This is a genomic window from Streptomyces sp. NPDC006997 (assembly GCF_040635175.1).
Classification (GTDB): domain Bacteria; phylum Actinomycetota; class Actinomycetes; order Streptomycetales; family Streptomycetaceae; genus Streptomyces.
This window is the reverse complement of the sequence record NZ_JBEYHH010000049.1, coordinates 16,360-36,497: the sequence shown is the minus strand read 5'-3', so window position 1 is coordinate 36,497 and position 20,138 is coordinate 16,360. Positions and strand designations below refer to the sequence as shown.

Annotated in this window: 16 protein-coding genes and 1 pseudogene; 6 read left to right on the top strand and 11 right to left on the bottom strand. The window is 74.4% G+C overall.

Features of this window, described 5'->3' with window-relative positions; all coding sequences use genetic code 11:
* Positions 1–112 precede the first annotated feature (112 nt).
* From ABZ659_RS32425 to ABZ659_RS32410, 4 genes and pseudogenes are all read right to left on the bottom strand, one after another.
* Positions 113–982, bottom strand: a pseudogene (locus ABZ659_RS32425) (NAD(P)-dependent oxidoreductase); the annotation flags it as partial.
* A 34-nt stretch (positions 983–1,016) separates the two neighbouring features.
* Entirely contained in the window at positions 1,017–3,386 is a 2,370-nt protein-coding gene (locus tag ABZ659_RS32420) for a glycosyl hydrolase family 65 protein (RefSeq protein WP_360227346.1), read from the bottom strand.
* Positions 3,387–3,535: 149 nt separating this feature from the next.
* Positions 3,536–3,937: a luciferase family protein gene (locus ABZ659_RS32415; protein ID WP_360227343.1), complete on the bottom strand. Its 402-nt coding sequence runs from the start codon at positions 3,935–3,937 to the stop codon at positions 3,536–3,538.
* 10 nt (positions 3,938–3,947) lie between these two features.
* Complete coding sequence (locus ABZ659_RS32410) at positions 3,948–4,967, bottom strand: alpha-L-glutamate ligase (protein WP_360227340.1); 1,020 nt, start codon at positions 4,965–4,967, stop codon at positions 3,948–3,950.
* Positions 4,968–5,588: 621 nt separating this feature from the next.
* Here ABZ659_RS32410 and ABZ659_RS32405 point away from each other — a divergent pair.
* From ABZ659_RS32405 to ABZ659_RS32395, 3 genes are all read left to right on the top strand, one after another.
* Positions 5,589–6,041 carry a YbhB/YbcL family Raf kinase inhibitor-like protein gene (locus ABZ659_RS32405; protein WP_360227337.1) on the top strand — a complete coding sequence of 151 codons (453 nt, stop codon included), beginning with the start codon at positions 5,589–5,591 and terminating at the stop codon, positions 6,039–6,041.
* Between the two features lie 95 nt (positions 6,042–6,136).
* Positions 6,137–7,378, top strand: coding sequence for a polysaccharide pyruvyl transferase family protein (locus ABZ659_RS32400; RefSeq protein WP_360227334.1), 1,242 nt, complete (start codon positions 6,137–6,139; stop codon positions 7,376–7,378).
* 64 nt (positions 7,379–7,442) lie between these two features.
* A complete protein-coding gene (locus ABZ659_RS32395) occupies positions 7,443–8,897 on the top strand; it encodes an FAD-dependent oxidoreductase (RefSeq protein ID WP_360227331.1) in 1,455 nt (484 codons plus the stop codon).
* A 61-nt stretch (positions 8,898–8,958) separates the two neighbouring features.
* Here ABZ659_RS32395 and ABZ659_RS32390 read toward each other — a convergent pair whose 3' ends face one another.
* Both ABZ659_RS32390 and ABZ659_RS32385 read right to left on the bottom strand, forming a co-directional pair.
* Positions 8,959–9,627 carry an alpha/beta family hydrolase gene (locus tag ABZ659_RS32390; RefSeq protein WP_360227328.1) on the bottom strand — a complete coding sequence of 223 codons (669 nt, stop codon included), beginning with the start codon at positions 9,625–9,627 and terminating at the stop codon, positions 8,959–8,961.
* A 33-nt stretch (positions 9,628–9,660) separates the two neighbouring features.
* Positions 9,661–11,277, bottom strand: a complete 1,617-nt coding sequence (locus tag ABZ659_RS32385) for a right-handed parallel beta-helix repeat-containing protein (RefSeq protein WP_360227325.1) — start codon at positions 11,275–11,277, stop codon at positions 9,661–9,663.
* A 304-nt stretch (positions 11,278–11,581) separates the two neighbouring features.
* On the opposite strand from ABZ659_RS32385, the gene ABZ659_RS32380 reads away from it, so the two are divergent.
* Positions 11,582–12,781, top strand: coding sequence for a globin domain-containing protein (locus tag ABZ659_RS32380; RefSeq protein WP_360227322.1), 1,200 nt, complete (start codon positions 11,582–11,584; stop codon positions 12,779–12,781).
* Positions 12,782–12,877: 96 nt separating this feature from the next.
* On the opposite strand, the gene ABZ659_RS32375 is transcribed toward ABZ659_RS32380, so the two are convergent.
* The gene (locus tag ABZ659_RS32375; protein ID WP_360227319.1) at positions 12,878–13,720 is read right to left on the bottom strand and encodes a DUF1206 domain-containing protein; all 843 of its coding nucleotides are present in this window, start codon (positions 13,718–13,720) and stop codon (positions 12,878–12,880) included.
* Between the two features lie 145 nt (positions 13,721–13,865).
* Between ABZ659_RS32375 and ABZ659_RS32370 the strand changes: the two genes are divergently transcribed.
* Positions 13,866–14,108 carry a hypothetical protein gene (locus ABZ659_RS32370; protein WP_360227316.1) on the top strand — a complete coding sequence of 81 codons (243 nt, stop codon included), beginning with the start codon at positions 13,866–13,868 and terminating at the stop codon, positions 14,106–14,108.
* A 193-nt stretch (positions 14,109–14,301) separates the two neighbouring features.
* Positions 14,302–14,757 carry a hypothetical protein gene (locus ABZ659_RS32365; RefSeq protein ID WP_360227313.1) on the top strand — a complete coding sequence of 152 codons (456 nt, stop codon included), beginning with the start codon at positions 14,302–14,304 and terminating at the stop codon, positions 14,755–14,757.
* Between the two features lie 81 nt (positions 14,758–14,838).
* Here the strand turns inward: ABZ659_RS32365 and ABZ659_RS32360 are convergent, their stop codons facing one another.
* From ABZ659_RS32360 to ABZ659_RS32345, 4 genes are all read right to left on the bottom strand, one after another.
* Complete coding sequence (locus ABZ659_RS32360; protein WP_360227310.1) at positions 14,839–15,225, bottom strand: putative zinc-binding protein; 387 nt, start codon at positions 15,223–15,225, stop codon at positions 14,839–14,841.
* 111 nt (positions 15,226–15,336) lie between these two features.
* Positions 15,337–18,063, bottom strand: coding sequence for a multicopper oxidase domain-containing protein (locus ABZ659_RS32355; protein ID WP_360227307.1), 2,727 nt, complete (start codon positions 18,061–18,063; stop codon positions 15,337–15,339).
* On the bottom strand, positions 18,060–19,391 hold the full coding sequence (locus ABZ659_RS32350; RefSeq protein ID WP_360227303.1) for a hypothetical protein: 1,332 nt from the start codon (positions 19,389–19,391) through the stop codon (positions 18,060–18,062). Before ABZ659_RS32350 ends, ABZ659_RS32355 begins: the two co-directional genes overlap by 4 nt.
* Positions 19,388–20,113 carry a helix-turn-helix domain-containing protein gene (locus tag ABZ659_RS32345; protein ID WP_360227300.1) on the bottom strand — a complete coding sequence of 242 codons (726 nt, stop codon included), beginning with the start codon at positions 20,111–20,113 and terminating at the stop codon, positions 19,388–19,390. Before ABZ659_RS32345 ends, ABZ659_RS32350 begins: the two co-directional genes overlap by 4 nt.
* Positions 20,114–20,138 lie beyond the last annotated feature (25 nt).

The window sequence follows — 20,138 nt, the reverse complement described above, 5'->3', positions numbered from 1 at the left end:
GGCCCCGCAACACCCCGCACTCCGGGTCCCGGTTCAACCACCGCAAGGTGCTGCTCGACCCGTACGCCCGCGCCAACATCAACACCCGTTGGGAGTCGGGGTCCTCGGGGGCGAAGCTGGCGAAGTACGCCGCGGCCATGTCCTCGTCGCCGTGCCCCTGGGCCGCCGCGCGCGCGAGGCGGTCGGCGCCCGCGGCGGCCACGTCCAGGCGCACCCCGTGCAGCTCCCCCGCCTCGACGATCAGCCGGGCGTCCTTCGCGGCGGTGGCCACCGCGAACTGCGGCGGGGTGAGCCGGTCCTCCAGGATGAGTCCCGACTTGGCGCGCAGATAGCCCATGTCGAGCGGGCCGCCCGCGATGACGTCGAAGAACCCCCGCGGATCGACGCCGAGCGCCCCGGCGAGGGCGAGGGCCTCCCCGGCGGCGTTGGTGGCGGCGATGACCCAGCTGTTGGCGACGAGCTTGAGCCCGGTGGCGGTCGCGGCGGCGCCGTCCTCGCCGGTCCACACGGTCCGGGCGCCGACCGCGTCGAAGACCGGCGTGACCGTGTCCCGGCCCGCGGCGGGACCGGCGGCCAGCACGGTGAGCTGCCCGGCCTCGGCGGGCTGGCGGGTGCCCAGCACGGGAGCGTCGTAGAAGAGGAGTCCGTGCTCGGCGGCGAAGGCGGCGAGGCCGGCGGTGGCGTCCAGGCCCGCGGTCGTCGACTGGACCCAGGCGGTGCCGGGGCGCAGCGCGGGCGCCGCCTGCCGCATCACGTCGAGGGCTGCGGCACCGTCGTACAGCATGGTGACGACGGCGTCGGCGCCCTCCACCGCGTCGGCGGGGGTGTCGGCGACGTGCGCGCCGTCGGCGGTGAGGGGCTCGGCCTTGTCGCGGGTGCGGTTCCAGACGCGGACGGTGTGTCCGGCGCTGGCGAGGTTGCGGGCCATCGCGGCGCCCATGATGCCGGTGCCCAGGACGGTCACGGTGAGCTTGGCTGTCATGGCGTCAACTTATCGCTGGTGGAACGCGTCGGGCTCAGTCCGGGAGCATAAGGCGGGCCATCTCCCCCGGCTGGAGGCGGACCGTGCGGTCCGGGAGACGTACGTCGATCGGGGCGGCGTCGGAGGACGGCACGGTGATCTCCAGGTTGCGGCGGCGCAGCCGCAGCCGGACGCCCCAGTTGCCCTGGTAGCGCAGGGAGAAGCCGTAGGTGGACAGCTCGGGCAGCGGGACCGGGTCGAGCCAGAGGGCGCCCTGCCGGGTTTCCAGGCCGGTCAGTCCGCGCTGCACCAGGTCGAGGGTGCCCGCCATGGCGCCCAGGTGGATGCCCTCGCCGGTGGTGCCGCCCTGGATGTCGGCGATGTCGCCGCGCAGGGCCTCCTGGCAGAACTGCCACGCCTCGGCGCGCCGGGCGCGGGCCAGGATCCAGCCGTGGACGAGTCCGCTGAGGGTGGAGCCGTGGCTGGTGCGGTGCAGGTAGTAGTCGACGGTACGGCGCCAGGTGTCGTCGTCGAGGCGGAGTCCGAGCCGGTGGAAGAGGACGCGCAGCTCGGTGGGTGAGAAGAGGTAGCCGAGCATCAGGACGTCGGCCTGCTTGGACGCCTGGTAGCGGTTGACGGTGTCGCCCTCGGCCTCCAGGATCCGGTCCAGGCGGCGGATGTCGCCGTAGCTCTTGCGGTAGCCCTGCCAGTCGAGTTCGGCGAGGTCGCCGTAGCCCTCGAACTGGCTGATGACGCCCTGGTGGAAGGGGACGTGCAGGGTGCGGGAGATGTCGTCCCACTGCTCCAGTTCGCCGTCCTCCAGGGCGGTGCGCTCGGTGAGTTCGCGGCGGCGGGGCTCCGGGAGCGCCGCCAGCAGCTCCAGGGTGCGGGAGAGCACCCAGGCGGCGGTGACGTTGGTGTACGCGTTGTCGTCGAGGCCCGGCCGGTCCGCGTCCGGGTAGGCGTCGTGGTACTCGTCGGGGCCGAGGACGCCCCGGATGCGGTGACGGCCCAGCTGTTCGTCCCAGGTCGCCGCGTCCGCCCAGAAGCGGGCGATCTGGAGCAGCATCTCGGCGCCCTTGCTGTGCAGGAAGTCGGCGTCGCCGCTGGCCTCGCTGTACTGCCAGACGTTGTAGGCGATGGCGGAGCCCACGTGGTACTGGAGGCGGGTGTGGTCCGGCAGCCAGCGGCCGGAGCGTGGGTTGAGGTGGAGCTGCTGGGTCTCCTCGCGGCCGTCGCTGCCGCTCTGCCAGGGGTACATCGCGCCCCGGCGGCCCGCGTCCCGGGCGGCCGCGCACGCTTTCTCCAGCCGCCGGTGCCGGTACTGGAGCAGGGCCCGGGAGACCTCGGGGAAGTGCAGGTTGAGGTACGGCAGCACGAACAGCTCGTCCCAGAAGACGTGGCCGCGGTACGCCTCGCCGTGCAGTCCGCGCGCCGGTACGCCCACGTCGAGGTCGGCGGTGTTCGGGGAGAGGGTCTGCAGGACGTGGAAGAGGTGCAGGCGCAGGATGCGGCCCGCCTCGCCGGGTACGTCGATGCTGGCGCGCCGCCAGAGCTGCGCCCAGGCGGTGCGGTGGGCGGCGAGCAGCGCGTCGAAACCGGGGGCGCGGCCGACCCGGTCGACGGCGGCGTGCAGGGGGTCGCTGATGGCCCGGTCGCGTGAGGTGTGCAGGGCGACGGTCTTGTCGACGGTGACGGTGCGGCCGGGCGCGAGGCCGAGGCGGGTCAGCTGCACGGTGCGCGGTGCGGCGTGCCGGATGGTGACGGGCGCGTCGCAGGTCAGCCGGGACGCCATGCCGATCCGGATGTCGGAGGTGCGGGTGCGGCAGCGCAGCCAGGTGGTGTCGGGGGCGGCGGTGCCGGTGTGCACGTGGGTGAGGTGGCGGCCGTCCAGGTCGCGGTACCGGGGCACGCCCGCGTTGGTGACACCGCCGTCGAGGGCGGCCTCGACGCGCAGTTCGCCGGAGCCGCCGTCGAGGGTGAACTCGGTGCGCAGGGCGGCCAGGTGCGGGTCGGCCATGTGGACCAGGCGCAGCTGACGCACGGTCAGGACGGTGTCGTCACCGAGTCCGTAGCGGGTCAGCCGCTCCAGCAGGCCGGACGAGAGGTGCAGGACCTCCCGGTGCTCGACGACCGGCGCGGTGTCGGGGGTGAGCCAGGACCGGCCGTGCATCCGGAACCGCAGCGGCAGCCAGTTCGGCACGTTGACCAGGTCCTCGTTCTCCACCTGGCGGCCCGACACGTCGGAGGTGAGCCGGTTGTAACAGCCCGCCACATAGGTGCCCGGGTAGTGGACGTCGTCCGCGACGCACTCGGGCAGCGCGCCGCGGGTGGCGAAGTAGCCGTTGCCGAGCGTGCACAGCGACTCCCGCAGACGCGCGTCCGTCGGTTCGTAACCCTGGTACTCCCAGGTCCATCCCGTCACCTAGAAAGCTCCTCCCGCACACGGCTTCCCGAGTACCCGTACGGCACGGTCGGCACCGCCCGTCAGGCAGTCTCTCCCCGCGGGCGGGCACGGCGACACGGTCCACGCCGGTCACTCGGGTGGATGGGGGCGCGCGACGGGGGCGCCGGTCAGGGGGCCGTGGCCGGGTCGCGGGGCAGGACCGTGACACGGTGGAAGTTGCAGCCGAGGGTGGTGCTGCCGTCGGCCGGTTCGGGGACGGGGCTCTGGTGCGCCTTCAGGGCCATGCTGACCAGGCTCATCAGCAGGTCGACGTCGGTCTCGCAGTCGAGGTGGACGGTCACCCACCGGGAGCCGGGCACCAGGCGGATGGCCGTCGATTCGCTGAGGTCGCCGGAGAACCGCCGGATGGCCCGGCTGGTGAGGTGCAGGTCCACGTCGTGGTCCGAGTGGAAGTGGGCGATCTCGCTGCGCGGGGAACTGATCGCCCGCCCGGTGCCGCAACTGGCGGGCCCGGCCGTGAGGTCGGGCCAGGCCGCGAGTTGCTCCAGGGCGCGCTGGGCCAAAGTCATGGGCCCATCGTCACGTCATTACCCCGCCGATACCAGAGGTTGAGCGGTTTGTAACCCATGCGTGAGGTTGCTCACCGAGCGTGACGGCGCCCGGGCGGCGGGCGGCGAGGGCGTCGAGGTGGGCCCGGACGTAGGGAACGGCGGCCTTTTCCAGCTCTCCGTCGACGAACGCGGGCTGGACGTTGACCTCGAAGACGACGCCGCCGTTCTCGATCGCCAGATCGACCCCGGCGAACGGCAGACCGACCGACGCGGTGGCGGCGACGGCCAGTTCGGCGAGGCGAGGCGGCAGGTCGGCCGGGTCGATGAAGACGGGGACGGCGCCCTGGCAGGTGTTGCAGGGCGTGTCGGGTTCGGCCTGGAGGTGCTCGCGGGCGTGCAGGACGCGGCCGTGCAGGACGAAGACGCGGAACTGGTGGCGCAGGCCGTCGGCGGTGGTGTTCCCGGCGTCCCGGGACAGCAGCCAGTCGGTGCCGGTACGGGCGTAGAAGTCGGCGGCGCGGGCGAGGGCGTCGCGGGTGGTGAGGTGGAAGGTGTCGCCGCCGCCGGTGCCGACGACGGGGCGGGCCCAGACGTCCCGGCCGAGCCGGTCGAAGGCGGCGGCGGCCTCGGCCGGGTCCGGGCGGGACAGGACGACGGTCTCCATGTGGGAGATGCCGTCGCGGCGGAAGCGGGCGACGGTGAGGTCCTTCTCGGTCGCCGTCCGCCAGGCGGTGGGCCCGGTACCGAGGGTCACCGTGCGGGACCGCTCCAGCAGCAGCTGGAAGGGGGCGAGGGAGCGGCGGCGGTGCGGGGGGATCTCGTAGAGCACGACGACGTCCGGTACGAGGTCCAGGTCCTCCTCCGGCACGCGCAGCCGTAACCGGCCGTTGTCGTGGACGCCCTGGCCGGTACCGCCGGTGGCGAAGTGCCGGGCGTCGATCCGGACGGGCGGGGCGCCGGTGAGCACCTCCACGGCCCGCGCGAGGTACTCCCCGCAGCCTTCCGGCGACGTGGGGTCGGTGATCAGGGCGACACGGGGTCGGGGCACAGCAGCCTCCAACGGTTCACGCCACACCCGGGCACCGTGCGCGCGGGGCTGCACGGCCCTGGGCGAGCTGACGGACGGGTTTCGCGGGCGGTCGGTTCTGCCGGGGCGGGGGGAGCGGCGGGGGTGCAGGGGAGGTAGGGCCGTGGGGTGCCTGAGATGCCCGAGGTGCCTTAGGTGCGGAAGTGCCTGAGGTGCCGAAGTGCCGAAGTGCCGAAGTGCCGAGGTGCTGAGGTGCTGAGGTGCCGAGGTGCCGAGGTGCTGAGGTGCTGAGGTGCCGAGGTGCCGAAGTGCCTGGGAACGGGCGCTCATGGGTCGGCCGTACCGGTGGTGCGGGCTCGGGCGCCACACTGTAGGCGTGCGGCGTCAGGCCGTACCAGGGCGCACGCACCCGTGTTCTGCGGCTCCGCCCGCTCCCGGCTCTGCGCCGCCGCCCCCCTCCGTGCGCCGTCCGTCTTCGGCCACCGTGCGCCCCCGCCGACCGGTGCCGGGCGACCGCGGCGGCGCCCGCGCTGACCTGCGCTTCAAGCCGGGGACGACGGCGGGAGGCGGCCGGTCGGGTGGATCGCGGAAGGAAGGGTTCCGCCATGATTGCGCGGGCCCGGCGGGGGTACTCCGGGGCGCATGTCCGGCATCGAACTCAGGAGCAGCGCGTTCACCGACCACGCGCCCGTCCCGCGCCGCTACGCGCTCGAAGGGGAGAACGTCTCCCCTCCGCTGGCGTGGTCCGGCGTCCCGGACGACGCCTCCGAACTGGTCCTGCTGTGCGAGGACCCCGACGCGCCGTCGGGGACCTTCGTGCACTGGGTCGTCGTCGGCGTCGACCCGCACAGCGGCGGCACGGACGCGGGGCAGCCCCCGCCCGGCGGCACCGAACTCACCAACGGCTACGGACGGCACGGCTGGGGCGGCCCCCATCCGCCGCCCGGCGACGAGGCGCACCACTACTACTTCCACCTCTACGCCCTCGGGGAGCCCTGTGTGCTGCCCGACAGCCCCAGCGCCGAGCAGGTGCACCAGGCAGTGGAGAAGGCGGCCATCGCCGACGGCACCCTCGTAGGCCTGTACCACCGCTGACACGCACCGGAGAAGTGTTCCGCCGGGACGGTCCCGGCAACCCGGGCTGGACGACTGCCACGCCCATCTGACCGCGACGTGACGGGAGCCCACGGATGACCAGCACGACACCGCACCCGCCGCCCGGACCGTCCCGGCCGAGCATCGGCGTACTCGGCTCGTACGGCGGTTTCAACATCGGCGACGAGGCCATCCTGACCTGTGTGCTCGACTGCCTGCGGGCCCACCGTCCGCGGGCCCGGCTCGTGGTGTTCAGCCGCAACGCCGCCCACACCCGCGACCACCAGCCGGAAGCCGACACGGTCGTGGACTGGGAGGGCGTGCCGCAGAAGGGCCTGCTGGACGTGCTGTCCGGCCTGGACCTGCTGGTGCTCGGCGGCGGCGGCACCCTCTACGACGGTGAGGCCCGCCGCTACCTCAAGCTGGTGCGGGCCGCGCAGGAGCGCGGTGTGCCCACCTTCGCCTACGCCGTCGGCGCCGGTCCGCTGCGCGAGCCGGACGACCGGGAGGCGGTGCGCACCGTGCTGGCCCGGATGGACGACGTGGTGGTGCGCGACGAGGAGTCCCGGCTGGTCCTGGAGGAGGTCGGCCTGGAGCGCGAGATCACCGTCACCGCGGACCCGGCGCTGCTGCTGGAGGCGGAGCCGTTCACCGACCTGATGATGCAGAACGAGGGCGTGCCCACCGGCACCCGGCTGGTCGGGATGTCGGTGCGGGAGCCGGGCCGGGCGGCGGAGAACCTCGACGAGGGCGACTACCACGCCCTGCTCGCCGACGTCGCCGACTTCCTGGTGGGACGCCTGGACGCGCATGTGGTGTTCATGCCGATGGAGCGGGCCGACGTACGGCACGCGCACGCGGTGCTGTCCCACATGACCGCGCCGGACCGGGGGCGGATCCTGAACGAGCACTACAGCCCCGGGCAGGTGCTGGGCTTCATGCGCCACCTGGACCTGGCGGTGGGGATGCGGCTGCACTTCCTGATCTTCGCCGCCGTCTCCGGGCTGCCGGTGCTGCCGCTGCCGTACGCCGGGAAGGTCTTCGACTTCGCGCGCCGCACCGGCGCCCCGGCCCTGGTCGGGGTGGCGCGGGAGCAGGCCGGGCTGCTGCTGGCGGAGGTGGACCGGCTGTGGGACGAGTATCCGCAGCGGCGCGCGGAACTCCAGCCGCGCATCCAGGGGCTGCGCACGCTCGCCCAGTCGACCTGCGTACGGGTCGGCACGCTCCTCGACGACCTCGTCCCCGAGCCCGGGCCACGGCGGGAGCCGGCCCACTCGGGTCTCGGCCTCGCCGCCGGAGTGGGCCCGGCGGAACTGGAGCGGCCCGCCGGGTCCTGACGGGCGAGGCCGGCACGGAAGAACGCGGACCACCCCACCGGAGGTCCGCGGAAGGGAAGAGGCGATGCCCGTCCTGGAGCAACCCCCGCAGCCGCGCACCGTCACCCTGCCGCCGCGCAGCGCCCTGCACGGCGGCCGGACCGAGGTCCTGGTGGTCGGCGGCGGCCCCGCGGGCTGCGCGGCGGCCCTGGCCGCGGCGGACGCGGGCGCCGACGTGGTGCTGGTGGAGCGGTACGGGTTCTTCGGCGGCAACGCCACCGTGGCCCTCGTCATGCCGCTCATGTCGTTCCACAACGAGCACCGGCAGGCCGCGTTCACCGAGGACGGCGACACCACCCGGCTGCTGCCCACCGACCACGGCGAGGGCGAGCCCATGGTCGCCGGGGTGCTGTGGCGGCTCCTGGACCGTTTGGGCGAGCGGGGCGGCTGCGTCCCGCCGTCCCTCCAGACCGGCTACACGGTGCCGTTCGACCCGGAGCTGTTCAAGCTGGTCCTGCTCGACCTGCTCGACGAGGCCGGGGTGCGGATCCTGCTGCACTCCTTCGCCTCGGCCGCGCTGCCCCTGGACGACGGCTGGCGGGTGGTGTTCGAGGGCAAGTCGGGCCCCGTCGTCATCGACGCGGACGTCGTCGTCGACGGCACCGGCGACGGCGACGTGGCGGCGGCGTGCGGGGCGCCGTACGAGGTGGGTCGGCCGGAGGACGGCCTGGTGCAGCCCATGACGCTGATGTTCCGGGTGGTGGACTTCCTGCGCCCGAACTTCGCCGAGTACGTGCGCGCCCACCCCGACCAGTGGCGGGGCGTGCACGGCCTGTGGGACCTGGTGGAGCAGGCGACCAACGCGGGTGAACTGCGGCTGCCGCGCGAGGACATCCTCTTCTTCGGCACCCCGCACCCCCGGGAACTGGCCGTCAACAGCACCCGCGTGACCCGGGCGCTCGGCACCGACGTGTGGGACCTGACCCGCGCCGAGTGGACCGCCCGGCGCCAGCTCGACCAGATCGACCGCTTCCTGCGCACCCACGTGCCCGGGTTCGAGGAGGCGTACGTGGCGCAGAGCGGCACCCAGGTCGGGGTGCGCGAGACCCGGCGCGTCCTCGGCGACTACCAGCTCACCGGCCATGACATCCTCGCCGCACGGCACTTCACGGACGCCATCGCGCACGGCGCCTACCCCGTGGACATCCACAACCCGAAGGGTTCCGGCACCGTCCTGAAGCGGGTGCCGACCGGAGGCTGGTACGACATCCCGCTGCGGTGTCTGCTGCCCCGCGACACCCACCGGCTGCTGGTGGCGGGCCGTTGCATCTCGGGCACGCATGTGGCTCACTCGTCCTACCGCGTGATGCCGACCGCGATGGCGACCGGGCAGGCGGCGGGCGTGTGCGCCGCGCTGGCGGTGCGCGCCGGGAGCACCCCGCGCGATCTGGCGCCCGCCCTCGTCCAGGGCGAACTGCAGCGCCAGGGCGCCCATCTGCGCCTCGGCGCCAGCGAGGCGGACCCGGTCACGCGGCCCTGACGACGTACGCACAGCGCACCGGGGCCCCGGGGACGGGGACCGCCGAAGGTGCCGCCTCCGGTCAGCCGTCCGGCGCCGGGGAGGGCAGCCGCCGCTCGCACCAGTGACGGGCGGTGGCGGCGACCTCCTCCAGCGCGCCGGGCTCCTCGAACAGGTGGGTGGCGCCGGGCACGACGGTGAGGGCGTGCGGCGCGGACAGCCGACGGGCGGCCTCCTCGTTGAGGCGCAGCACCTCGCGGTCCCGGCCGCCGACGATCAGCAGCACCGGCGCGCGTACGGCGTCCAGGGCGTCGTCCGCCAGATCGGGCCGACCGCCCCGGGACACCACGGCGCGGACCGCGTCCGGCCGTGCGGCGGCGCAGACCAGGGCCGCCGCGGCGCCGGTGCTGGCGCCGAAGAGCGCGACGGGCAGGCGCCGGGTCTCCGGCCGGGCGCCGAGCCAGTCGACGGCGGCGACCAGTCGGCGGCCGAGGAGCGGGATGTCGAACCGGTGCTGGCCGGTCACCGCGTCCTGACGTTCCTCCGGCTCGCTGAGCAGGTCCATCAGCAGCGTCCCGAACCCGCCCTCCCGCAGCGCGGCGGCCACCATCCGGTTGCGGGGGCTGTGCCGTGAGCTGCCGCTGCCGTGCGCGAACAGCACCACCGCCCGCGCGCCGTCCGGCAGCACCAGGTCGCCCGGCAGGGTCACGTCGTCGGTGGGTACGGGGATCCGCACCGTCTCGGAGATCATCGCCGTCAGCCTCCTGCCCTGCGGTCCGGCGCCTCAGGGGTCGTTGTCGCGCCACCGGCCACCCTCGGGCGGGGTGTCGCAGCGGGTCGCCGACCCGGCGTCGCCGCCGAAGTCGTTGGCGGTGACCCGGCCGCCGCGCCAGCGGCCCCCGGCGGTGGTCCAGAGGCCGTGGGTCTGGGTCGGGTCCCGCTGGTCGTCCCCCATCCGGTTGCCGTGCGCCTGGGCGCCGGTCAGCTCGGCGGCGACGGTGAGTCCGGCGCTGGGGCGGTGCGGGTCCGGCAGCCGGTAGGCGGTGCCCGGCGCCGGGACGCCGTCGGGCCAGGCGGTGCCCCCGCCGGGCCGCCAGGGCGCGAGGGCGAGCCGGGTCCCGGTGTTCGAGACGACCAGGGCCGTCCGGCCGTCACCGAGGGTGACCTGCTTGCCCCGGTGGCCGTCCGGGGGCCAGTGGGCGGTGTCGTTGGTGAGGGACAGGCTGCCGTGGCGCACCCCGTCACCGCCGCCCGCGGTGGCCGGTGCGCAGGCGCGGCCGTTGCCGCGGAAGCGGTTGTGGAGGAACGCGGCCTCCCGCATCCCGGCGTCGATCCGGACGCCGTCGCGGCCGTTGTCCCGGATGTCGTTGGACTCCAGCACGACGTCGGTGGCGGGTTCCTGGTCGCCGCCCTTGAGGTCGTGCTGCCAGTAGCCGTACCGGCCGTTGTTGCTGACGCGGTTGCCGCGCAGCGCGTACGGGCCGGGGGTGTTGCCGAGTCCCACGCCGTCGCGGACGTTGCCGTCGATGACGCAGCCGGTGACGATGCCGCCGCGCCCACCGACGCCCGCGGTGCCCTGCGAGGACACGTCGAACCCGGCCTCGTGGTTGGCCAGCATCGTCGAGGAGGTGACGAGCAGGCCGTCGGCGCCCCAGTCGGAGATGCCGAAGCGGTTGTCCTCGGCGTGGCAGGCGGTGACGCGGATGCCGCGCGGCGGCGTCCACTCCTCCCGCTGGAGTTCGACGAAGATGCCGTTGGTGCCGTTGCCGACGGCGGTGCACGAGGTGATCGTCAGCCGTTCGACGCCGCCCCAGCCGCCGACGCCGACGCCGATCCCGGCGCCGCCCATCCTGTCCCCGGGGTCCTGCCGTCCGCAGCGGACGGCGAGCACGCCCTCCACGACGGTGTCCTGGAGGAAGTCGCAGCCGAAGCCGGTGGCGGCGGTGTCGTGGATGTGCAGGTCGGTGAAGCGGCCCCGCAGCACGTACTGCAGGCCGAGCCCCTTGGCGAGCGGGTCGTACTCCTCGGTCCACACGCCCGAGCCGTCGATCTCGAAGTGGGCGAAGGTGACGTCGGCGAGGTGGTTGTCGGGGCTCGCCTCGTGGTGCTGGCTGGTGAACCAGGCCAGCGGCACCGGCTGGGTGGGGTTGTCCGGGTTGCCGAGGACGAAGCAGGTGACGCCGCGGCCCGCCCCGATCAGGGAGACGCCGCTGCGCCACAGGACGGGCTCGTCCTGGATGACGTACCGGCCGGGAGGCACGTGGATCACCCGCGGGCGGCCGTCCGTCGCGCAGGCGGTGCCCGCCGCGTCGACGAGCTTCGCGAGCGCGGGCTGGTCGTTGGTGGTGCCGTCCCCGGTGAGTCCGTGCTCACGGGCGTCAGCCGTCATCGGGAAGGACATCGGCCGCTCCTCTCCGTACCGCGTGCTGGGCACCGGGTGCCCGCCGCGCCGCCGCTGAATCCGCGCGCCGCCGGCCGGGACACGGACCCTCGGGCACCCCACGGGGCCCATCGGGCACCCTCGCGCGAGCCGGGACCGGGACCCTGGTCCCGATCCAGGGGGCCATTGGTCCCTGATCCCCCGCCCACCCTCCTGACCGGCCAGAATGCGGCTTTTGCGCTTGCTATACAGGAGCGGGCCGCCTCCGATCGAGCGGCGCTGCACCCGCTTTCTTCTCTCTTCCTCGCACCACTCAGGAGGCTTCATGCTGTCCGCAGAGTCCGCCGCCGTCGTCCGGGCGACGCTGCCCGCCGTGGGCGGAGCCCTCGACGAGATCACCGCGCGTTTCTACGGCGCGATGTTCCAGGCTCACCCCGAGCTGCTGGACGGCATGTTCAACCGGGGCAACCAGGCCAGCGGCGCCCAGCGCCAGGCCCTCGCCGGTTCCATCGCGGGCTTCGCGACCGCGCTGCTCGCCGACCCCGACGCCCGCCCGGACGCCCTGCTCGCCCGCATCGCCCACAAGCACATCGCGGTCGGCGTCACCGACGACCAGTACACGATCGTCCACAAGTACCTGTTCGGCGCGATAGCCGAGGTGCTGGGCGACGCCGTCACCCCCGAGGTGGCCGCCGCCTGGGACGAGGTGTACTGGCTGATGGCCGGTGCGCTGATCGCCATGGAGGCCCGCCTCTACCAGGAGGCCGGTCTGGAGGCGGGCGACATCTGGCGGCCGTGGACCGTGGTGGAGCGCCGTGCGGAGACGCCCGACGTGGTCTCCCTCGTGGTCCGCCCCGCCGACGGCGAGCCCGCTCCGGCCGCCCGCGCCGGGCAGTACGTCAGCGTCCGCCTCCCGATGGCGGACGGCGTGCGCCAGGTACGCCAGTACAGCCTCTCCTCCGACCCCGGTGGCGAGCTGCGCCGGATCACCGTCAAGCGGGTCGCGGGCACCGACGGCGCCCCGGACGGCGAGGTGTCCAACCTGCTGCACGCCTCGGTGCGGGTCGGGGACGAGCTGACGCTGTCCACGCCGTGCGGCGACATCGTCCTCGACGACGCCGACACCCCGGTGATCCTCGCGTCCGCGGGCATCGGCTGCACCCCCATGGTCGGGATGCTCGCCCGGCTCGCCGCCACCGGCTCCACCCGCCCGGTGCTGGTGCTGCACGCCGACACGGCCCCCGCCGAGCACGCCCTGCGCGCCGAGACCGAGGAACTGGTCGAGTCCCTGCACGAGGCGACCGCGGAGTTCTGGTACGAGCGTCCCGACGCCGGGTCTGGCGCCCGCACCGGTCTGATGGACCTGGAGGGCGTGCACATCCCGGCCGACGCGACCGTCTACCTGTGCGGCCCGCTGCCGTTCATGCGCGGGGTCCGCTCCGCCTTGCTGGAGCGCGGCGTCGCGGCCCGCGCGATCCGCTACGAGGTCTTCGGCCCGGACCTGTGGCTGCCTGACGCGTCCTGAACGGGACAGCGGCCAGCTCCGCCTTCCTGACCTGAGGTGGCCCGGGCGTCAGACGTCCCGGGCCACTCGGCCGTGCGGCCGTCCCCGGGCGGGCCGTCACACCCGGCGCCAGCGCGCCATGGCGAAGGAGAACAGGCCGAACAGCACCAGGCCCACGGCCACGGCCACCAGCAGCCACGGACCGGCCTGGGTGGAGGCGAACGAACGCAGGGTGTCGTCGAAGCCCTTCGCCTCGCCCGGCCGGGCCTCGGCCGCGGCACGGATGACGAAGACACCGGCGGCGGCGAACACGATCCCCCTCGCCACGCCCCCGCCCACCCCGCACACGTGCGTGGCCCGCCGCGCCCAGCGGGGCATCTGCCCGCTGCGCAGGTGCTTGCGGTAGCGGCGGGTGACGGCGCGGCCCGCCATCCACAGGCCCGCGCCGAGAGCGACCACGCCCGCCGCGCCCACGATCCACTGGCCCGCGGGCATCTCCAGGGCCCGCGCCGTCACGTCCCGGGACTGCCGGTCGCTGGAGCCGCCGCCCGACGACGAGGACCCGCTGGCCATCGCCAGCACGGAGAACGCGGTGAACCCGTAGAACAACGCGCGGGCCCCGGAGAGCAGCCGCTTGCTCGCCTTGTGGCCGTCGGGCCCGGACGCCCCGAACAGGGCCTCCGTCAGCCGCCAGAGCGCCATCCCCGCCAGGCCGACCCCGACAGCCCACAACAGCACCGAGCCGAAGGGCCGTTCGGCGAGTTCGGAGAGCGCACCCCCTCGGTCGGCCTGCGCCCTGGTGCCGTCGAGGGCGATCCGCAACGCGATGACGCCGACCAGTCCGTAGATGACGCCACGGGCGGCCAGCCCCCAGCGCGCCGCCGCTTCGACGACCTGACTGTCCGCCGCCTTCCGTGCCCCGGCCCGTCCGCGGGGGAGCAACGTGGTCGATGAGTTCACGGTCCACCTCCGCGCATCGGATGCCCCGGCGGACCGTACGAAAACCGCTCTCACCTACGACCACCCCACCCCGGGCCGCCGCGCCCGCACGCCACTCCTACGGCTACGACGCGGTCGCCAACTGGCTCATCACCCGCATCCTGGCGTGGCCTCCCTCACCCTCACCGATCCCCAGCGCTCGGGCCAGCTCACGGTGGAGGCGTCCAGCCAGCGGCTCACCCAGCGCCGCACCCTGCCGTTCGGCGGACCGCTCGGCACCGAGCCGTACCCCTGGCCTGGCGTCCGAAACGTCGTCGGCATCCATACGTACTATGTGGGGGCGGCGGGACACCGCTCCTGGTGCACGACTCGGGCGGGTTCCTCGCCCGCGGGTCCAAGGACCCGCTGAACCTCGGCAGCAACGGCTGGTTCTCGAAGCACGGGAAGAGCGCCGACGAGGTCGTCCCGAACAACGTTTCCAACAATCTGAAGGGTCTGGCGCCGTGGGCGAACTGCGGAGGGACGGACGCATCGGTCCCAAGGGCACGGAGAACGTCAAGGGCGACGGCTGGAAGCGTCCGCGTATCACCGGTGGCTGCTGATTGCGGTACGTCCGGGTGGAGCCGCTGGAGGACCGGTACGAGTACCACCTGGACCCGAAGGCGTACCTGGCGGCCCTGCCGCGGCTCGCCGGGGAACTTCCCCCCGGGGCCGCCGCGTTCGCCACCGATCCCGGTCACTACGACTTTCGGGACCCCCGGTGCGTCAAGGACCTGGAACTCGGCGGGGCGACCCTCGCCGACGAGCAGGGCGAGGTCTCCCTCGAACTGCTGCTCACTCCGAACGAGTGGAAGCACGAGAGCGGCCTGCGCCTGCGCTACACGCGGATCGAGTCGTTCCACGTGGACACCACGGAGTCGGACGGCACCCTGCCGAGACTGGGCGACCTCCAGCGGGACGAGGTGCTTCCGCACCCGTCGGGCCTGACCCACGAGATCGCGTTCACCTCGGGCACGGTCCACGTCGTCGCCGCGGACCTCGTGGCGGCGTGGGAGTGACGCCCCCTCGGTGACGAACGCGGGAACTCCCGGAGGAGCCTGGCTCTTCCGGGAGTTCCCGTATGGTGCTCCTCCTCGTCGCTACCGGGGCAGGCGGGGTCCCGTCTCCTCGGTGATGCGGGTGATGAGGCCGTCGAGCACCTCCTCCGCCTGGTGCGGGTCGAAGTCCTCCCCCAGCCTCTTGCGCACGCCGTCGTCGCTGAGCAGGTGGTGCACCGCGGGCGTGACGCCGTGCCGGGCGAGGCAGTTGCGGGCGCACTGCAGGACACAGCCATCGATGGCCACGACCGGGCGCTCGCTCCTGGCCTTGCGGACGAGACTCGGTACGTCCCCGCCGACGCCCGCGATGCACGACATCTCGGCGATGCCGCGCCGGTCGAGCTGGACGGCGATCCAGTTGGTCATCTGGGCCGCGCTCGAACACCCCGAGCAGGAGTAGACGAGCGGCAGGTCGCGGCGGCGTGTCACGTGGGCCTCACTACAGCGGTCGGTCAGTGCGTGTTACGACGGTGATGCTAGATCGGGACGGCCCTCGGGTCCTGGGCCCGACGGGGCTGTGACCAGGGACTTTCGGCCCTGTCACCGGACGCGGAGGACGCCGTGCGCGCCGTGTTCCGCGTCGGTCATGACATGGGTGACGAAGGGGTAGTCGCCCGCCTCACGGAAGGTGAGTTCGACGAACCCGCCCGCGGCGGGCGCCAGGTCGAGGACCTGCGCGCCACCGCTCGCCGAGCCGCCGGACCGCAGGTCGTACGCGCCCTCGCGGAAGACGGTGTCGAACTGGCCGCCGACGACGTGGAAGGCGCTGGACAGGTTCGGTCCGGCCGCGAGCACCCAGATCCGCACCCGGTCGCCGGTGCGTGCCGTCAGCGGGTCGTGGTCGTACTGGCTGGCGTACCCGTTGAAGGCGACGATGTCGGGCTCCTTGGCCTTCACCTTGTCGGCGTCGGCCGTCCCGCCCTGCTCGCCGAGGTAGAACTCCGACTGCACGAGCACGTACTCGTGGTCCACCTCGGGCAGGTCGGGCGGGTCGATGATCACCGCGCCGAACATGCCGTTGGCGATGTGCAGGGACATCGGCATGGTCGAGCAGTGGTACATCCACACGCCGCTGCGGGTGGCCGTGAAGCGGTACGTCAGTGACTGGCCGGGCTGGATGGTGCGCATCGGCTCGTTGGGGGCGAGCGCTCCGGCGTGGAAGTCGACGGAGTGGCCGATCGTGCCGTCGTTGACGAGGGTGATCTCGAAGGTGTCGCCGACGCGACCGCGCAGCACGGGCCCGGGGGCCGTCCCGTCGAACGTCCACAGGGTCTGCCGTACGCCGGGGGCGACTTCGCGCTTCGTCTCCCTGACGGTGAGGGCCCTGCGGTGCAGTTGGGGGCCCGCGGTGTCGGCCACGGGCGGGAGCGTCGCGTCGCGGGCGGTGAAGCCGTCGGCGGGGGCGGCCATGGGGTCGTAGTCCTCGGCGGCGGACGACACGCCGGTGCCGGTGTGGTGGTCGTGGGCACCGGCACTGGCACTGACGCCGTCGCCGGTGACGTGGACCTGGAAGGTCATGCCCATCTGGCGGTGTCCGGCCACCGAGCACCAGCCCGACAGGTCCCGGCCGACGACACCGGCGTCCAGCGTCGCGCGGTCGCCCGGGCCGAGCCGGTCGGTGCGGACGCCGGTCTCCAGGACCAGGTCGTGGGTGTCCGTGCCGGTGTTGCGCACGTCCAGCACCAGGCGGTCGCCCGCGGGCACCTCCACGGACGACGGGGAGAAGCGCATGGCGCGCACCGACACCCGCACGGTGGTGGTGTGGCCGGTCGGGGTCACCTCGCTCCCGCCGTCGGCCCGGGTGGCGGCGGACCGTTCCGTCATCGGCAGCGACCTGACGTCCAGCGCACCGCCGCCCGCCACCGCGAGGACCACGACCGCGAGACCGAGCGCGGCGCCGCCGAGCACGCGGTGCCCGGCGAGGACCGGCGTCCCGGCGGGCGTGGTGGAGGGGTGGGCCCCCTCCACCGGGGCCGCCGGGGCCGCCGGGGCCACCGGGGTTGCCGTCCCGCGCCGCTGCCGTACGCCCCGGACCACCACGCGAACCAGCAGGAAGAGGAACGCCACGAGGACCGCCAAGAGCAGCAGGGAGCAGACCACGCGCACCGTGGACGGCACCGGCAGCACGCACAGCAGCAGCGCGGCGTTGGTGACGGCCAGCCGCGCGGGCCAGCCGTGTTCGAGTCCCGCGGTGGCGGCGCGTACGGCGCTCGGCCCGCCGCCGAGGACCACGGGGACGAGGAAGCTGAGCGCGCCCAGCAGCACCTGGGCGATCCAACCGGCGGCGAGCGGCGCGGTCAGCGCCGCCGTGCGCTCGGTCACCGCCGTCCAGGAGGTCGTGGACGCGAGGATGCCCGCCAGCGCGGTCAGGGACCCCGCGAGCCAGACGCAGCCCGCGGCCACCGACCAGGTGGCGAAGGACCGCGGCGCCTTGTCGCGGGCCGCGCGCCACCAGGGCCGCGCGGCGACGGCCAGGCCGACGGCGTAGACGGCGACGCCGGGGACGGCGAGCGGGGGCGGGGCGAGCAGGGCGGCGGCCACGGTGGCGGCGAGCCCGGCGAGCAGCACGGGCAGGGCCCTGCGTCCGGCACGTTCGGCGCCGTCCGCGACGCGGGTGCGCAGCATCGTCGGCCAGAGGGTGATCAGCGTTCCGGCCACCGTGAGGCCGACCCAGCCGAGCAGGTTGATCACCTCGTGGGCGATCAGCAGCCGGTCGGAGAGGTCACCGGCGAGGTGGCCTCGGGCCATCAGGACGCCGAGCGCGGCTCCGGCGGGGAGCAGGGCGGAGGCGGCGACGTAGTAGCGGACGGTCATGGCGAACCGGCTGGGCAGGGCGCGGCGCAGCAGCCGCACCAGCCATCCGGCGTGGGCGAGGACGGCGGCCCCGACGAGGCAGCCGCCGACGAGTACGACGGGCCAGCGGTCGGTGACCAGGCCGCCGATCACGGCGACCGCGCCCGCGTTGAGGGCGACCAGGCGCAGCGCGGCGGGGGCGCCCCGGTTGGCCTCCGGCAGGCGGAGCACGGACGCGGCGAAGTGCCCGGACCAGATGACGACGGCGTTGGTGACGGCACCGAGGAGGAGCGTGTGGACGAGCAGCCAGTAGGCGTGCGGCAGGAAGGGGTGACCGGTCGCGATCGCCGCGAACAGGGCGAGCCAGAGGGCCACGACCGCGTTCGCGCCGAGGTGCCAGCGGGTCCGGGCGGAGCGCCGACGCGGCGCCGGGGCGGGCGCGCTCCCGGGGGGCGGGGACAGGTGGAGGGTCACCGGGGGTTCCTGGGGTGGTGGGCGGGGGCCGGGGCGGCACCGGTGGCGGAGGCCGTGCCCGTACCGGCCGGTCGAGCGTCGGGCGGGCCCGAGGGGTCCGGGCCGGGGGCGGGAGCGGGGGCGGGGGCGGGGGCGGGGGCGGACTCGGCGGCAACGGGGGCGGGCCCCGGGTCGGGAGCGGAGTCGGATGCCGAGGCAGGCGTGGGCGCGGGCACCCGCGCCGGTGCGCGTCGGGCCGCCGTGCGGCGGCTGGCCGTCACCGACGAGGCCGCCGCCGACAGCACGAACAGCAGCACGGCCACGATGTTGAGCGCGCCGCCGAGCCGCCACGCCCAGGTGAGGTCGCGGAGGTCGCCGACGAGCACCCGCAGGGCGAGGGAGAGGTGCAGCAGCCAGGCCGCGCCCGCCATGGCGGGGTGGTACGGCAGCGGGCGGCGCAGTACGGCCGGGAGGATCACCGGCGCGTGCGCCATGATCATCGACATCACGAACCCGAGGAAGACCGCGTGCACCACCGCGTCGTAGCGGGTGCCGTCGGTGACCGGACCGGCCAGCAGCCACAGCAGACCGGCGAGCCCCAGCCAGCCGTAGCCCCCGAGCAGGCAGGCGGCGGTGAAGCGGGGTAGACCGGTGGCGCGCAGCAGACGCCGGGCGACGTCGTGGACGACGAGCCAGGCGACCAGGGTGAGCAGCGCGGCGCCGAGGACGAGGCTGCCGGTCGGCGGCCACAGCAGCGTGGTGACGACACCGCCCATGACGGCGCCGACGACGCACAGGAAGAGTTGTTCGGCCGGGGGCGCGAGGGCGCCGACCCGGGCGAGTTCCAGCCGTTCGCCCGCGATGGTCAGCACCAGGAACGCGGCCAGCCAGGGCAGCATCCGGGGTACGTCCAGGCCGCCCAGCCACAGCAGCGCCGCGCCGAGGCCCGCCACCGCGCCCGCGCCCTGCGCGACGAGGGCGGCGCTCGGCTGCCGTCGCCAGAAGCGGGTGTAGAGGGCGACGAGCACGGCGCACCCGGCGACCAGTGACAGCCGCCCGACGACCAGGTCGAGGGGGGTGAGCAGGGCCAGGCCCCCGGCTCCGAGGAACGCGGGCGCCAGGTACGGCCAGCGGCCACCCAGGGCCACCGCGCGTTCCAGCGCCACCAGCGTGCCAACGAACCCGAGGACCAGCAGCACGCCGTGGACCGTGGGGAGGCGGTCGCTGCTGACCGGGGCGGGGAGCCCGAGCAGGCTGAGCGCCGCGTCGAGACCGGCGAGCAGGCACAGACCGGCGGCCAGCAGCAGCGGCGCCCGCCGCGCGCCGACGCGTCGGGCGGTGGCGCTCATCGGCCACCGCCGGTCTCGTCGTCGTTCCGGTCGTCGTGCCGCGGGTCGCGCGCCGCGCCCAGGTGCAGCAGACAGGCGTCCGGCTCGGCGAACGGGAGCAGTTCGACGTCCTGGGCCGTCGCGCCGAGCGCGGCGAGACCGGCGCGGGCCAGCCCTTCGTGGACGCCGCAGATGACGCCGGGGTACTCGCGCGCCGTCTCCACGAACGGGCAGCGCGTCAGCCGTACCCGGTGGGCCCCGGCGTCCGCCTCCGGCGCGAAGCCGATCTCCGCGAGCAGGCCCACCAGCCGCGTACGCGCCTCCCCGGCCTCCGTCACCGGCTCCCGCCCGGCCGTGAGCACCCGTCCCCAGCGCGCACCGGCGGCCAGGGCGTCCTCGCGGGGATGGTCGCTGGAGTCGGCGATCTGCGCGGCCAGCACCGCCGCGAGGCCCGCGTACTCCCGTGCGGGCGACTCCTGCGGCAGCCGGGCCCGGTAGCGCCAGGCCGGTCGCCCGCGTCCGGCGGGCCGGGAGCTCTCGCGGACGGCGAGACCGTCGTCCACCAGGGCGTCCAGGTGCTCGCGGACGGTGTTGACGTGCAGCCCGCACACCTTGCCCAGGGCGCTGGCCGTCACGGGGGCGGACTGGTCGCGCAGGTGGCGCAGGACGCCGCCGCGCTGTCGCGACAACGGCGCCCGTGCCGATCCGCTGCCGGGAAGAGGGCCGGTATTTTCCACGGTCATGTCCGTACTATATTCCAGGCATCGG